The organism is Flaviflexus huanghaiensis (assembly GCF_014118685.1).
GTDB lineage: Bacteria > Actinomycetota > Actinomycetes > Actinomycetales > Actinomycetaceae > Flaviflexus > Flaviflexus huanghaiensis.
Genome location: NZ_JACFAK010000006.1, coordinates 119330 through 133526, shown reverse-complemented (window position 1 = coordinate 133526; position 14197 = coordinate 119330). Strand labels below are relative to the sequence as shown.

At 60.8% G+C, this 14197-nt stretch carries 12 protein-coding genes; 7 read left to right on the top strand and 5 right to left on the bottom strand.

The window, feature by feature from the left end; genetic code table 11:
- Window positions 1–18: 18 nt before the first annotated feature.
- The 3 genes from H7E91_RS06120 to H7E91_RS06110 all read right to left on the bottom strand — a co-directional run bounded on the left by H7E91_RS06120 (window position 19) and on the right by H7E91_RS06110 (window position 2320).
- Window positions 19–219 carry a helix-turn-helix domain-containing protein gene (locus tag H7E91_RS06120; protein WP_182354208.1) on the bottom strand — a complete coding sequence of 67 codons (201 nt, stop codon included), beginning with the start codon at window positions 217–219 and terminating at the stop codon, window positions 19–21.
- A 353-nt stretch (window positions 220–572) separates the two neighbouring features.
- Window positions 573–1088 (bottom strand): hypothetical protein, encoded by a 516-nt coding sequence (locus tag H7E91_RS06115; protein WP_182354207.1) that lies wholly within the window; start codon window positions 1086–1088, stop codon window positions 573–575.
- A 20-nt stretch (window positions 1089–1108) separates the two neighbouring features.
- Window positions 1109–2320: a tyrosine-type recombinase/integrase gene (locus H7E91_RS06110; RefSeq protein WP_182354206.1), complete on the bottom strand. Its 1212-nt coding sequence runs from the start codon at window positions 2318–2320 to the stop codon at window positions 1109–1111.
- Window positions 2321–2743: 423 nt separating this feature from the next.
- Here H7E91_RS06110 and tig point away from each other — a divergent pair, with 423 nt between their 5' ends.
- The 5 genes from tig (at window position 2744) to H7E91_RS06085 (ending at window position 7359) form a co-directional block, all read left to right on the top strand.
- The gene (gene tig / locus H7E91_RS06105) at window positions 2744–4255 is read left to right on the top strand and encodes a trigger factor (protein ID WP_241698428.1); all 1512 of its coding nucleotides are present in this window, start codon (window positions 2744–2746) and stop codon (window positions 4253–4255) included.
- A 167-nt stretch (window positions 4256–4422) separates the two neighbouring features.
- Entirely contained in the window at window positions 4423–5016 is a 594-nt protein-coding gene (locus H7E91_RS06100; protein WP_182354255.1) for an ATP-dependent Clp protease proteolytic subunit, read from the top strand.
- Between the two features lie 29 nt (window positions 5017–5045).
- Window positions 5046–5678: an ATP-dependent Clp protease proteolytic subunit gene (locus H7E91_RS06095; RefSeq protein WP_182354254.1), complete on the top strand. Its 633-nt coding sequence runs from the start codon at window positions 5046–5048 to the stop codon at window positions 5676–5678.
- Between the two features lie 117 nt (window positions 5679–5795).
- Window positions 5796–7052: an ATP-dependent Clp protease ATP-binding subunit ClpX gene (gene clpX / locus H7E91_RS06090; protein WP_182354205.1), complete on the top strand. Its 1257-nt coding sequence runs from the start codon at window positions 5796–5798 to the stop codon at window positions 7050–7052.
- A 7-nt stretch (window positions 7053–7059) separates the two neighbouring features.
- The gene (locus tag H7E91_RS06085) at window positions 7060–7359 is read left to right on the top strand and encodes a chorismate mutase (RefSeq protein ID WP_182354204.1); all 300 of its coding nucleotides are present in this window, start codon (window positions 7060–7062) and stop codon (window positions 7357–7359) included.
- Window positions 7360–7861: 502 nt separating this feature from the next.
- Here H7E91_RS06085 and H7E91_RS06080 read toward each other — a convergent pair.
- Complete coding sequence (locus H7E91_RS06080; protein ID WP_182354203.1) at window positions 7862–9700, bottom strand: AMP-dependent synthetase/ligase; 1839 nt, start codon at window positions 9698–9700, stop codon at window positions 7862–7864.
- A 30-nt stretch (window positions 9701–9730) separates the two neighbouring features.
- Window positions 9731–12367, bottom strand: coding sequence for a valine--tRNA ligase (gene valS / locus H7E91_RS06075; RefSeq protein WP_182354202.1), 2637 nt, complete (start codon window positions 12365–12367; stop codon window positions 9731–9733).
- Between the two features lie 60 nt (window positions 12368–12427).
- Here valS and H7E91_RS06070 point away from each other — a divergent pair, with 60 nt between their 5' ends.
- The gene (locus H7E91_RS06070; RefSeq protein WP_182354201.1) at window positions 12428–12934 is read left to right on the top strand and encodes a hypothetical protein; all 507 of its coding nucleotides are present in this window, start codon (window positions 12428–12430) and stop codon (window positions 12932–12934) included.
- Between the two features lie 204 nt (window positions 12935–13138).
- Complete coding sequence (locus tag H7E91_RS06065) at window positions 13139–14194, top strand: iron-siderophore ABC transporter substrate-binding protein (RefSeq protein ID WP_182354200.1); 1056 nt, start codon at window positions 13139–13141, stop codon at window positions 14192–14194.
- Window positions 14195–14197 lie beyond the last annotated feature (3 nt).

Below are 14197 nucleotides of genomic sequence, written 5' to 3'. Positions count from 1 at the left end.
GGGCGGATTCTTTTTGTCTCAGTCATGGTCCGCCACTCCCTCATCGATGATGGTGGCGATAGTGGTGGCTGGCACCATGACGCGGCGGCCGAGCTTCACGGTCTTAATGCGTTTCGCGTAGTGCCATTCCCTCAATGCGCGCTCTGAAATGCCGAGCATGAGGGCGGCTTCACTGATGCTGTAGAGTGCGCGGCCCTCGATCATGGCAATAGTGGTCATGAGCGGTCACCGCCGTCGGCAATCAGCTCAGTCAGCTGGCTTATCTGAGAAGCGCTGAGTGGTGGAAGTCCGGCTAACCGGTCGATGATGTAGTCGCGAATTGTTTGCACTGCGAGATCGGTGCGCGCATGAATCAGGTCGGCATCGTCGGCAGGGCGGGACCGTGATAGGGCGGCTACGCGGCCTCTAAGTGAAATTGCCTTAGACATGAAAGAAGTCCTTCGAGCATGAGAAATTCTCCTCTGCTCGGAGGACTTGAATTGTTTGCATCCCAGTCAGGTCAAACCCCGTCACTAGGTTCTAGCCCTAGCCGGCCTGCTTCCAGTGTAGCAACTAAATGACAAGCATGTAACTCAAAGGACGCGGCGCAGCTGTTTCAGGGTCAATTCGCGTACTCCGCCACGGTATGCCGTTGTCAACGGCTGCTGAACCGTCTCAGATCGAACGATCATGCTGTCTCCGCAAGTGTTGCAGGTGAACTTGGTTCGGCCGCGCGCGGTTGCGTTGTAGTGGTCCATCTCAGCCTGTGCTTTCGCCAGTGCGCTCCAGTCTCCACCGAACATTGCAGCCTGCACTTCGTTGGATAACTGGTCATAGTCGGCGGGCGCGTCATCAACGATGGTCTGCCTGTCAGCCGCCTTTCGAGTTCGAAGCTGAAACAGATTGCCTCTGCTGTCCATGTACTTACTACTGAACGCCCAGTTGAGCTCATTCCTCTGCTCCATGAGCATTGCAGAAATCTCGAACGATCCGAACAGAAACGGGGCGGGGTCATGAGGGCAATAAACGCCGATACGTGGCCAGTCGAGAGGTGCCGAGGTTACCTTCACCGCGCGGCTGTGCCAGCTCGAGGAGTAGTAATCAGGCACAACATAGTTCCAAGAATTGCTCACAATGCCCCACTTTCTAGCGCTGTCGTGAATTGTTCTTCGACGGCTGCCTGTAACACTCGGCGCGCGTCGGTCGATGACTTCATGTAGCGCAGCGACATTGACGCGGAAGCATGTCCAAGCGAATCTTGAACGTCCTTAATCGATTCAGCGTTTCGGCCGCCACGGTCAGCCCAGGTATGGCGGAGGTCGTGCGCTGACGCGCGCTCCAAGCCGAGACTGTCACACGCGCGATACAAGTTCTTATTGAACAGCGATTCCGCGTAATGCTTCGAACGGTCATTGACGGAAGGGAAGATCAGGTCGGTAGCGGCCGGCTTGTCTTGACGTTCTCGCACGTCGTGCAGCAGCTTCACCGTGTGCGGCCCAAGTAGGGCAATGCGGTTGGAAGCTTTGGTCTTTGTCCCGTCTCGAACAACGAGGTTTCGGCCTACTCCCGACACGCTCCGGCTGACCGTACAAATACCTGTCGTGAGGTCTACATCCTTCCAGCGAAGTTCGCGGGCTTCGCCTAGCCGCAGTCCGGTCATCAGCATGAATAGAAACATCGGCACCGCGTGCGCCGGCAACTCCTTCACAATGGCCGCTATCTCGCTATCGGGCAGTGACCGAGGTTCATGCCGGCGAGACTTCTCACCCTTCAATGACTGAGCGAAGTTCTTGTCCGTGACCGACACGCACGGCGACCGGTCGATAATCTCCAACGCGACAGCCGTATTCAGAATCGCGCGAAACAATTCGTAAGCATTCTTTCGCGCGCCCGGCGCGCCCGGCGCGAGCTCGAGCAGCGCCCAGTCATCGACGGCTTCCGGCGTTATCTGTCTCAGCGGCACGGCTCCCCAACGCGGCAACAAGTGCACGCGCAATAGAGAACTGTGGGTACGTTTCACGGCCGGCGTTAGATGACGCTTCTCCATCCATTCGGCCGCGTATTCTCCGAACGTGCGGCCCCTGGAAGCGAGCTGCTCGAGCTCCCGTTCAGCCTTCACCTGCGAGGGAGACTTCCACGTATCTCCGTCAATGGCCGATTCCTGCTTCGACAGCCACTTCGCGGCAACCGACGCTTGCCGGAATGTGCGCGCTATCCGGTGCGGCTCACCGTCATAGCCGAATCGCGGGTTCGCGAACGAAGCTTCATAGCCGATGCCGCCTTTGAAAGTCTTTCGAGGCACCTTGCGAATCTTCCCGAAAGATCGACGCTTCTTAGCCATGATTCCTCCGACACTCCGCGAACGCCCCTCCATTCACCCCCTTCAAGGGTGTAAGATCATGTTATCTGATGGCAGGTGGTGGAAGATAGCGACTTGCCGGAAGTAGAGATATTGGCTTAATTCCAAGGTTTTTCGGCGGTAATTCAACGAAAGACAAATCGGAAGGTCGTGGGTTCGAGTCCCGCCACCCCGACCAGCGTTCAACGCTGGCATCTCGAACTCGGCGCCAGCCGACGACGACGACATTCTTGTGGGATATCCCCATCGGCGGGAGAGCGGTAATTTATACTGGCCCGTCATCTGCGGCCGCCTATCGGTCTTACTCAGCTGTGACAGAGTGTGCTGTACGCCGCTACGTCGTGGCATAGACAACCGGAAGATGCAGTGTGAATTGACTGCCCCCGTGTCGTAGAATGACGCGGTATGTCTGCACACGCTGCAGGAGATCGTGAGTGGCTGCCTGCCACACCGCCAATGACTGGAGTAACTTTCGTGAAGAGCAATGTTGAACAGCTCGAGCCGACCCGGGTAAAGATCACCGCTGAGGTCGAGTATGAGGAGCTGAAGCCGGCCGTTGAGGCGGCGGCGAAGAAGCTGAGCCAGCAGGTCAACATCCCGGGATTCCGTCGTGGCAAGGTCCCGATGCGCGTCCTTGAGAGCCGGATCGGCCGCCCCGCGATCGTCGAACAGGCAGTCAACGATTCCCTCGACGGCTACTACCAGAGCGCGATCGCCGAGCACGAGCTCGCACCGCTCGGCCCGCCCGAGGTTGACATCACGCAGTGGCCGAATATGGAGGGCGCGCCCGGCGGCAGCCTGACATTCGAAATCGCCGTCGACACCCGCCCCGAGATCACGCTTCCGGAGTTCTCCGACATCACGGTGACGGTCGACAAGCCCGTCGTCACAGACGAGGACGTCGAAGAGCGCCTGACGGAGATGAGGGAGCGGTTCGCCACTCTCAAGTCCGTTGAGCGGGCGGTCGAGCCGAAGGACTACGTCTCGATCGACATGGAGGCGAGAATCGGCGATGAGGTTGTCGACTCCGTGTCCGGCATCTCCTACCAGCTTGGCTCCGGCCAGCTACTCGACGGCATCGACGAGGCCCTCGAGGGCCTCCAGGCTGGCGAAACTGCCACCTTCACATCGACCCTTGCGGGCGGCGAGCACGAGGGCGAAGAGGCTGAGGTGACCGTTACGGTCCAGTCGGTGAAGGAGTCCGAGCTTCCCGAGGCTGACGATGATTTCGCTCAGCTCGCATCCGAATTCGACACGCTCGACGAGTTCAAGGCTGATCTTCGCGAGTCCGCTGAGAAGGACAAGACGACCGAGGTCGTTTACAGTGCGCGCGATCTCCTGCTCGAAGAGCTCAACAAGCTCATCGAGGTCCCCGTCCCCGCCCGTGTCATCGACGCGGAGATCAAGCGCCACCTCGAGGCCGAGGGCAAGGAAGAGGGTGACGCGCATGGTGAGGAGATCCGTGAGGACACCGAAAAGGGGTTCCGCGACCAAATGATCCTTGAGGCCGTGAGCGAGAAGCTCGACGTCACCATTGGCCAGGACGAGCTACTTGAGTTCATGGTCCAGCAGGCCCAGATGTACGGCATGGACCCGAACCAGTTCCTTCAGGCCGCCGTCCAGACCAACCAGGTCAGCGCGTTCGCCGGTGAGCTCACCCGCAATAAGGCTCTCATTCTCGCCCTGCGGGAGGTCAAGGTCGTCGACACCGACGGCGAGCCGGTCGACGTCACCTCTGTCATCGACGAAAACGAGAAGACGGTCGAGGAGAACGCGAAAGCAGCAGCGACCTTCGCCGAAGACTCCGAGGACCTGACTGTCGATGTCGAAGAGACCTCGTCAGAAGACGAGACGTCAGCAGAGGACGAGGCCTCGTCCGACGAGACGTCTGATGGGGACAACGAGGACGATAAGTAGTCCCGATTTCTCATGAGGCGCCCGCGGGGATTTCCCTGCGGGCGCCTACCATATGCGCCATCAGCGAAACAATCAGAGGGGAGGGAAGGTCCTACTTCGAAGGTGCGTTAACCTCGAGTGAACGCAAGGACCAATCAGGAGGCTGTCCATTGAGCACACTTCCCACGATGCAGGGCGAGGCCAATAATCTTGGCCTGAGCGACCACATCTTTAACCGTCTTCTCAAGGAGCGCATTATCTGGCTAGGCTCCGAAGTCCGCGACGATATCGCGAACTCGATTTGCGCCCAGATGCTACTCCTCGCGGCAGAGGATCCTGACGAGGACATCTACCTCTACATCAACTCGCCCGGCGGCTCCGTCACGGCCGGCATGGCGATTTACGACACGATGAAGTACGTCCAGCCCAACGTCGCAACCGTGGCGATGGGTATGGCGGCCTCCATGGGCCAGTTCCTCCTGACCTCCGGAACGCCCGGCAAACGCTACATCACGCCGCACGCCCGGGTCCTCATGCACCAGCCGTCCGGCGGTGCCGGCGGTACGGCCGCTGATATCCGCATCAACGCCGACCTCATCATGAAGATGAAGAGGGAGCTGGCCGAAATCACGGCTCAGCAGACCGGCAAGACCGTTGAGCAGATCATCGAGGACTCGGACCGCGACAAGTGGTTCGACGCTCAGGAGGCGCTGGAGTACGGCTTCGTCGACCACGTTGTCGAGACATCAGACCTCGTCTCGGGTGGCGGTGGCACCAAGTGAACCAGGAGCACAAGTTGAACTTCCCGTCCATGAGGGCACCGCAGATGCCGGAGGCCCGGTATGTCTTGCCGACCTTCGAGGAGCGCACGCCCTACGGCTACAAGCGCCAGGATCCCTACGCGAAGCTGTTTGAAGACCGAATCGTCTTCCTCGGCGTCCAGGTCGATGACGCGTCTGCCGACGATGTCATGGCCCAGCTCCTCGTCCTCGAGTCGCAGGATCCGGAAGCCATGATCACGATGTACATCAACTCGCCCGGCGGCTCCTTCACGGCGCTGACCGCGATCTACGACACGATGCAGTACATCAAGCCCGAGGTGCAGACAGTGTGCCTCGGTCAGGCAGCCTCGGCGGCCGCCGTTCTTCTCGCAGCGGGTGCGCCCGGCAAGCGGCTCGCGCTACCGAACGCGCGCATCCTCATCCACCAGCCCGCCATGCAGGGCGTCCAGGGCCAGGCCTCGGACATCGAGATCGTCGCGAACGAGATCGACCGGATGAGGGACTGGCTCGAACAGACCCTCGCCGACCATTCGGGCAAGCCGAAGGAAGAGGTCTCCCGCGACATTGATCGCGATAAGATCCTCACCGCCCAACAGGCGAAAGAATACGGCCTGGTCGACGAGGTTCTCACCTCGCGCAAGGCTCCGAGAATCGACGCCTGAGAACGCTGACAGCCTCATGTGGACGGGAGCCCTTCGGGGCTCCCGTCTCCGCGTGGTGCATTCGCGCATTCGCGCTGATCTCGCTACAGTTAATGACAGTTCAGGGGAGGTACGCTCATGGCTCGAACAGCTGACGCAGCCGACATGCTCAAATGCTCGTTCTGTCAGAAGTCGCAGCGCCAGGTGAAGAAGCTCATCACGGGCTCCGGCGCTTACATCTGCAACGAGTGCATTGAGCTGTGCAACGAGATCATTGCAGAAGAGCTCGGTCACGAAGAGCCGGAGTTCTCCCTCGACGCTCTGCCGAAGCCGAAAGAGATTTTCGACTTCCTCAACGAATACGTCGTCGGCCAGGAGAACGCCAAGCGCACCCTATCGGTCGCGGTCTACAACCACTACAAGCGAATCCGTTCCGGTCAAGACGTGCCAATGAAAGGTGAGGAGCCGGTCGAGATCGGCAAGTCCAATATCCTCATGATCGGCCCGACCGGCACCGGTAAGACATATCTCGCGCAGTCGCTCGCTCGCATGCTCGACGTGCCGTTTGCGATCGCCGATGCCACCTCCCTGACTGAAGCCGGCTACGTCGGCGAAGATGTGGAGAACATCCTCCTCAAACTCATCCAGGCCGCCGATGGAGACACGGACAAGGCCGCCCAGGGCATCATCTACATCGACGAGATCGACAAGATTTCCCGCAAGTCCGAGAACCCGTCGATCACACGCGACGTCTCGGGCGAGGGCGTTCAGCAGGCGCTCCTCAAGATCATCGAGGGCACGATCGCATCGGTGCCGCCACAGGGCGGCCGTAAGCACCCCCACCAGGAATTCGTCCAGATCGACACGACGAACGTTCTCTTCATCGTCGCTGGCGCCTTCGCGGGGATGGAGGAGATCGTCTCGGCTCGTAGCGGTCGCCGCTCGATTGGGTTCGGCTCCGACTTGCCTTCGGCCGAGATTCCGGGCGGTCTCAGTAGCGATGTTGAACCCGACGATCTGCACAAGTTCGGCCTCATCCCAGAGCTCGTCGGCCGGCTACCTGTCATCGCCACTGTCGACGCACTCGAGCTGAGTGACCTCATCACGATCCTTACCGAGCCGCGCAACGCGCTCGCGAAGCAGTACCAGAAGATGTTTGAACTGGACGACGTCCAGCTCGAATTCACCGACAGCGCCCTCGCCGGCATCGCGGCCAAGGCTGTCGAACGCGGCACGGGCGCTCGAGGGCTCCGCTCGATACTTGAGAATCTCTTGCGCGAGCTCATGTTTGAGATCCCATCGCGGACCGACATCGAACGCGTCATTATTGACGAGAAGGTACTCGACGGTGGGGAGCCCACCTTCGTGCTCAAGCGTTCGAAGAAGTCTGCCTAGGAGATATATGGACGAGCCGCAGGATATCCCTGAGGGTCTGCGCACAGCCCGAGAGAGTATTGACAATATCGATGCGGCGCTCATCCATATCCTCGCGGAACGTTTCCGATGTACGCAGCAGGTCGGCCGGCTCAAGGCCGAGCTGGGATTACCCGCTTCCGATCCTCAGCGTGAAGAACGGCAAATTGCGCGTTTGCGCGCGCTCGCTGAAGAATCAGGCCTTGACCCGGTCTTCGCAGAGAAGTTTCTCAAGTTCATTGTCACCGAGGTTATTCGCCACCACGAGGACTTCGCGAAGAACTCCTAAGTTTGACGCCTGAAGTCGGGCCTTGAACAGCCATCCATGAAGCCCGTGGCGGGTAGTGGGACACGGTCCCACGGACTTCGAGATAGTCTCTCGAGGCTACGAGCCCCACCTGGCACAGGTCATCCCCGAGTTCCTCTTGCTACACGCTCACAACATCGTGGAGTGCTGTGGTGGCACCTGGATCCACAACGTGACCTCGCCCTAGGATGTGGCCAACTGCCATTCGGCTAGTGTTGAAGAAGGCCGCGACAGGCTGAGCGACGAAGCTCAAGACGCGAGGAGTGACCCACCCTCATCCGCGAAACGGGGATGCCGTCATCCTTGCGTGAACGCCTCACTCGGGCGAACACTCAGATCATCAATGTGCTTGACCGGATGGCTCTTTGCGACACCGCTCCCCACTTTCGGACCGCTCGGTGCCGTCGGCTCGAAGGAGTGCTGTCGAACTCCTGGGGGCCGCGGAGACACTGTCCCCGCGGCCCCAACGATGCGTATGCCAGGATCAGCGTGCGTAGATCTTCTCGATCTCATTCTCGAAGTCGGTGAGAACCTTGTGGCGCTTCACTTTGAGCGAGGGCGTGAGATAGTCATTGTCGACCGTGAAGTCCGTCGTCAGCACGTTGAACTTCCTGATGGACTCTGCGCGGGAAACCGCTTCATTTGCGCGGCTGACGGCCCTATCGAGAGCGGCGATGACCTGGGGGTTCTCGGCCGCCTCGTCGGCCGCCATCGGCGGTAGACCCTTGTTCGAGAGCCACCCCGGTAGCATGTCCGCATCGAGCGTGATGAGTGCGCCGATAAAGGGGCGGTTGTCGCCGACGACGACGACCTGGGAGACAATCGGGTGGCCGCGAAGGCGATCCTCGAGAACGGCGGGAGCAACGTTCTTGCCGCTGGCCGTCACAATGATCTCCTTCTTCCGGCCGGTGATCGTGACGAACAGGTCGTCATCGAGCGAGCCGAGATCACCCGTCTTGAACCAGCCATCCTCTGTGAAGGCGTCGCGGGTGGCCTCTTCATTGTTGTGGTATCGGGGGAATACGTGGTCACCCTTGACAAGAATCTCGCCGTCCTCATCGACCGTGACGAGCGCGCCCGGATAGGCGGGTCCAATCGTGCCGATTTTGATGTTACCGGGACGGTTGACGGTCGTCGGCGCCGAGGTCTCTGTCAGGCCATAGCCCTCGTAGATCGTAATGCCAGCACCACGGAAGAAGTGGCCGAGCCGTTCGCCGAGAGGGCCGCCGCCGGAGATGGAGTGCTTGAGTTGCCCGCCGAGCAGCTCCTTGAGGGTCGAGTACACGAGCTTCTCGCCGAGGTGATGCTGGGCTTTAAGCCACGGGCTCGGCCCTTCGGGGGTTTGAAGGGCGCGGGAGTACCCGATTGCGACCTTGGCGAAGCGGCGGAAGATCGGGCCCTTGACCTTTGACGCGTTCGCCTTGGCATCGGCCGCGTTGTAGACCTTCTCGAAGACACGGGGCACCGCGAGCACGAAGGTCGGCTTGAACGACTGCATGTCGGCCACGAGGTTCTTCGTGTCCGGGGAGTGGCCAAGGATCGCACCGGCTTCTATTGCGAGGATCGACACGAACCTGGCGAAAACGTGTGCCATCGGCAGGAACAGGAGAGTCCTGGCGTTCGGGTGGGCGATGATCTTGTTGAGTTCCGGGTCAGCTGGGCCGTTGATGACGACATGGAGCAGGTTCTTGTGCGTGAGAACAACACCCTTGGGCCGTCCTGTCGTGCCAGACGTGTAGATAATCGTCGCAACATCGTCGGATGTGGTGTTGGCGATACGGGCATCGATCTCCCGATCCACCTCGACACGGTCGAGGTCTTCGCCGAGTACGACAATGTCTCCAAGGCAGTCATCATCGATGACGAACACCTTCTCAAGACCTTCGATCGTCTCGAGGAGCGGCTTGACTGTGTCACGCAGGGACATGTTCTCGACGATGATGAAGCGGCACCCCGAGTCGGACAGGATCCACTCCGCCTGGCTACGGGACGACGTCTCGTAGATCGGGATACCGGACGCACCCGCATACCACAGCGCGAAGTCGGTCAGGCTCCACTCGTATCGAGTGGGCGACATAACACCGACCCGGTCCCCGGGCCGGACGCCGAGGGCGATGAACCCTCGGGCGAGAGCCCGGACCGATTCTTCGAACTGACGGTACGTGATCGGACTCCAGCGATCGCCGAGAGCCGACTTGAACTGGATGATGACCTGGTCGGGTCTCTCCTCAGCGCGACTGTGGAGAAGTTTGGCCAGGTTGTCATCGTCCTTGATCTTGACGCGTGCCTCCGCGTAGCTGACTGGGCGGTCGTTATCCGTCATTGCTGCCTTCCCGCCCTGTCAGGGCTGGTCTTAATTCTTCGCGGGCGCGGGGTCCAGCTCGTACTGTGCGATAGCGATGGAATCGCCCGCAACGATGTCGAGTGTTCCTCGTACGTGTGCGGCCTGACGAAGATCAGGCAGGACCGCGTTGATCTGCTCGTGATGGTCATCAGGAGCAATCATAGCTACTGACGCGTAGGTTGTGCGCTGCGACACCTTGTTCTCGCTCTTCACGCGACGAAGTGCGGCAAGTGCTTCACCCGCGACCGCGAGAAGGCTCTCGTCGGCATTCGCTGCCGCCTTGCTCAGGTCGTCGGCAACCGGCCAGGATGCTCGGTGGACGGAACCTTGCGCGTACCAGGACCAGACCTCTTCGGCGGCGTAGGGGAGCACCGGAGCGAGCAGGCGGACGAACGCGTCGACGCTGAGGGCGAGAGCGGCACGGGCCGACTCACTCTGTTGCGTTGTGAACAGCCCGTCTCGGTTGTAGGCGCGGTCTTTGACGAGCTCCAGATAGTCGTCACAGAACGACCAGAAGGCGGATTCGGTGACCTCGAGGGCTCGCGTGTGATCGTAGGCCTCAAATGCGTCGGTCGCTTCGGTAACAACGCGGGCGACGGTCGCGACCATGGCGCGGTCGATGTCGAGGTTGATCTTCGCCGGGTTGAACTCGACGGTATCCCCACCCATCGTCAGTGCGAACTTCGATGCGTTGAGGAGCTTGATGGCCAGGCGGCGGCCGATCTTCATCTGGTTCTCTTCGAACGCCGCATCTGTGCCGAGTCGGGCGGACGCCGCCCAGTAGCGCACTCCGTCCGAGGAGTGCTTCTCGAGTAGCCCCATGGGGGTGACGACGTTCCCCTTCGACTTCGACATCTTCTTGCGGTCTGGATCGAGGATCCAGCCGGAGATCGCGGCGCTCTTCCACGGCAGGCCGCCGAACTCGAGATGGGCGCGGACCATGGAGGAGAAGAGCCACGTCCGGATGATGTCCTGGCCCTGGGGGCGCAAGTCCATCGGGTACGTCGCGTTAAACAGCGTCTCGTCGGTCAGCCAGCCGGTCGCGATCTGCGGGCTCATCGATGATGTCGCCCACGTGTCCATGATGTCGACTTCGCCGACGAAACCACCGGCGACACCGCGCTGGTCTTCCGTGAAGCCCGCAGGGACATCGCTTGACGGGTCAACGGGGAGCTCAGCCTCGGTCGGAGTGATGACCCGGCTGTAGTCGGGTTCGCCATTCTCGTTAACCTCGTACCAGACGGGAAGCGGAACGCCGAAGAAGCGCTGGCGGGAGATGAGCCAATCGGTGTTGAGGCCCCGCGTCCAGTTCTCATAGCGGACCCGCATGAAGTCTGGATAGAACTCAAGCTCCTTGCCGGCTTCAAGGAGGTTCTCCTGCAACTGTTTGCCATTCGCCTCCGTGTAGGGGCGGCCGCCGTTGCGGATGTACCACTGGCGTGACGTCACGATCTCAAGCGGTTTGTCGCCCTTTTCGAAGAAGTTCGTCATGCGCTGAGTGTTGACAGGTTCGCCGATCAAGTCGCCAGTCTCAGCCATCTTGTCGACAACAGCCTTGCGGGACGAGAAGATCGTCTTCCCCGCCATCTCTTCATAGAGAGAGACACCCTCAGGTGCGGTGATCCATTCCGGAGTTTCGGGGAGAATGCGGCCGTCCTTGCCGAGAACGGGACGGAGCGGTAAAGACAGCTCACGCCACCACTGCACGTCAGTGAGATCACCGAACGTACAGCACATGGCGATGCCGGCGCCCTTGTCCTTCTCGGCGGCCGAGTGCGCAAGGACCGGCAACTCGACCCCGAAAACGGGCGAGGTGACGGTCGTGCCGAACAGGTGCTGGTACCGCTCATCGTCCGGGTGGGCGATAAGTGCGACGCAGGCGGGAAGGAGTTCGGGCCGGGTCGTCTCGATGACGACGTCCTCGTCCGTGCCGTGGAAGGCGATCTTATGGTAGGCGCCCGGGTACTCGCGCGCCTCGAGCTCGGCTTGGGCAACAGCGGTCTGGAACGTCACGTCCCACAGGCCGGGTGCCTGCGCCTGGTAGGCCTCACCACGGGCGAGGTTACGAAGGAACGCGGCCTGGGCAACTTTCTGAGCCTTCGGGCCGATGGTCTGATAGTTCTGCTTCCAGTCGACTGATAGGCCGAGAGTGCGCCACAGATGCTCGAACTGCTCCTCATCCTCCGCTGTCAGTTGCCAGCACAGCTCGATGAAGTTGCGCCTCGAGATCGGTTTCTGGTCCGCGTACTTGATCGACTTGCCATCGCCGCCATCGTGCGGAGGTACGAAGTCGACATCGTATGGCAGCGACGGGTCACAGCGGACGCCGTAGTAGTTCTGGACGCGACGCTCGGTCGGCAGACCGTTGTCGTCCCAGCCCATCGGGTAGAAAACGTGCTTGCCTGTCATTCGCTTGTACCGGGCGATGATGTCCGTGTGGGTGTAGGAGAAAACGTGCCCCACGTGGAGTGAACCCGATACCGTGGGCGGGGGAGTGTCAATCGAGTAGGTGTTGTCCCGGGAGGTTGGCTCGTACGTGTACGTCCCGTTCTCCTCCCACGCGGCACCCCACTTGGTCTCCAGTCCGTCCAGGCTCACCCTGTCGGGAGCATTCACCGCGGCGACGATAGAAGCGTTCTCAGTCATGAGGCCAATTGTTCCATAAACGGGCGGTACCCTTCGCGCACGCTATGTCACGATGAACAGATGCATGCACCACACACGTCACTGCTCGCTGTCGCAGTCCCTGGCATACCGCAGGCCACGATGAACGATGATGTTTCTGCCCTCATAGCGCCTGCGCTCAACGAACTCGTCTGGCCAGATGGAAGGCTTGGGATCGTTCGCGGTGACATCATCGTTATCGCTCGCAAGCTCGTCGCCATATGCGAGGGGCGCATGGTTAAGGCTGGCACGTCGGGCGTGCTGAGCGCTGGCCGCACGCCCCGTGGCATCGCTGTTCTTCCGCCCGAGAACCCGGTCTCGAGTGCCCGTGCTATTAGGCGGGGGCTTGACGCTCGCTTCGGGGGCAGGCCCGGGGTCATCATCACCGGAGATGTTGCTGCCGCTGGCGTCGATTCACACGTCGGCACGTCGCGTTTGCGGGAGGACCTGGCGAGGATGGCGGACGTGCTCATGAACACTTACCCGGGTCATCCGGTTGTCGCGATCCGGGGCCTTGGCCACCTGCTGACTTACGAGGACCAGGACTAGCGCCGGCGCGTGACCTCTCCCGGACGCGTGAGCCGCCCAGCGCGGTCCTGCGATCCTCACGGGTTCAACGCACTGCCACGGAATTACGTCCTATGTGTGTTGCGTAATTTTATGTAAAGTTAGGCCTGCCTTACCTAAATGGTGGCCCGCGCTGGGTAGCGGATCTTTGTGGCCAGCGTGCTGAATTCCGATTTGGGAGCACCCATGACTTCTCGCCGATTTGCTGCAGTTCTTGCCGCTGCAGCGCTCTCCACCACCCTCGCCGCCTGCTCTGACGATGGCGGGCCATCCGAGGAGGGTTCTGCTGTAGACACAACGACTGACGAGAACGCGGCCGACGCCGATGGTTTTCCGGTGACGATCAGCCACGCCTTCGGTGAGACCGTCATTGAGGAGAAACCCGAGCGTGTGGCAACGGTGGCGTGGAGCAACCACGAGGTGCCGCTGGCTCTCGGCATCGTCCCGGTCGGCATGGAGAAGGCGACATGGGGCGACGACGATGGTGATGGCATCCTGCCCTGGGTCGACGAACGGCTCGCGGAGCTCGACGCTGAATCTCCCGTCCTCTTCGACGCGACCGATTCGATTCCCTTCGATTCGGTCAACAACACGACTCCCGATGTCATTCTTGCGTCCTACTCGGGCCTGACCCAGGATGACTACGACCAGCTCAGCAAGATCGCACCGGTCGTCGCCTACCCCGATGTCGCGTGGGGGACCTCACTCAACGAGATGATTTCAATGAACTCCACGGCACTCGGCATGGTCGATGAGGGCGAGGACCTTATCGACACCATCCAGGCCGACATTGATGCGGCGAGCTCCGAGCATCCGATGCTCGAGGGCACGGTGCCGCTCTTCATGTTTATCGACGGCTCAGACACGTCGAAGATCGGCTTCTACACCCCCCTCGATCCCCGCGCCGGGTTCCTCCTCGACAACGGCTTCGAAGAGGCCGACATCTTGGCGGAGAATGCCGATTCCGAGTCGTTCTACGTCGAGATTTCGGCAGAGAATCCCGAGGCGTTTGAGGACGTCGACCTCTTCATCACCTACGGCTCGGACGACGAGGCGGAGAACGCGGCCAGCCTCGAGGCGTGGCAGGCAGATCCTTTGCTCTCCCGCATTCCCGCCATCGCCGATGGCCGAGTCGCCTTCCTCGGAAACGGACCGCTCGCAGCGGCTGCCAATCCGTCGCCACTGTCCGTCAGCTGGGGGATCAGCGACTACTTCGCACTCCTCGAGGACGCGCTTGGCTGACAT

Bases quoted from the DNA above. Each gene is read 5' to 3' on its own strand.
- tig (WP_241698428.1), top strand. From the start codon at position 2,744: ATGTCTGCACACGCTGCAGGAGATCGTGAGTGGCTGCCTGCCACACCG.
- H7E91_RS06065 (WP_182354200.1), top strand. From the start codon at position 13,139: ATGACTTCTCGCCGATTTGCTGCAGTTCTTGCCGCTGCAGCGCTCTCC.
- H7E91_RS06120 (WP_182354208.1), bottom strand. From the start codon at position 219: ATGACCACTATTGCCATGATCGAGGGCCGCGCACTCTACAGCATCAGT.
- H7E91_RS06095 (WP_182354254.1), top strand. From the start codon at position 5,046: ATGAGGGCACCGCAGATGCCGGAGGCCCGGTATGTCTTGCCGACCTTC.
- valS (WP_182354202.1), bottom strand. From the start codon at position 12,367: ATGACTGAGAACGCTTCTATCGTCGCCGCGGTGAATGCTCCCGACAGG.
- H7E91_RS06085 (WP_182354204.1), top strand. From the start codon at position 7,060: ATGGACGAGCCGCAGGATATCCCTGAGGGTCTGCGCACAGCCCGAGAG.
- H7E91_RS06110 (WP_182354206.1), bottom strand. From the start codon at position 2,320: ATGGCTAAGAAGCGTCGATCTTTCGGGAAGATTCGCAAGGTGCCTCGA.
- H7E91_RS06100 (WP_182354255.1), top strand. From the start codon at position 4,423: ATGCAGGGCGAGGCCAATAATCTTGGCCTGAGCGACCACATCTTTAAC.
- clpX (WP_182354205.1), top strand. From the start codon at position 5,796: ATGGCTCGAACAGCTGACGCAGCCGACATGCTCAAATGCTCGTTCTGT.
- H7E91_RS06080 (WP_182354203.1), bottom strand. From the start codon at position 9,700: ATGACGGATAACGACCGCCCAGTCAGCTACGCGGAGGCACGCGTCAAG.
- H7E91_RS06070 (WP_182354201.1), top strand. From the start codon at position 12,428: ATGCATGCACCACACACGTCACTGCTCGCTGTCGCAGTCCCTGGCATA.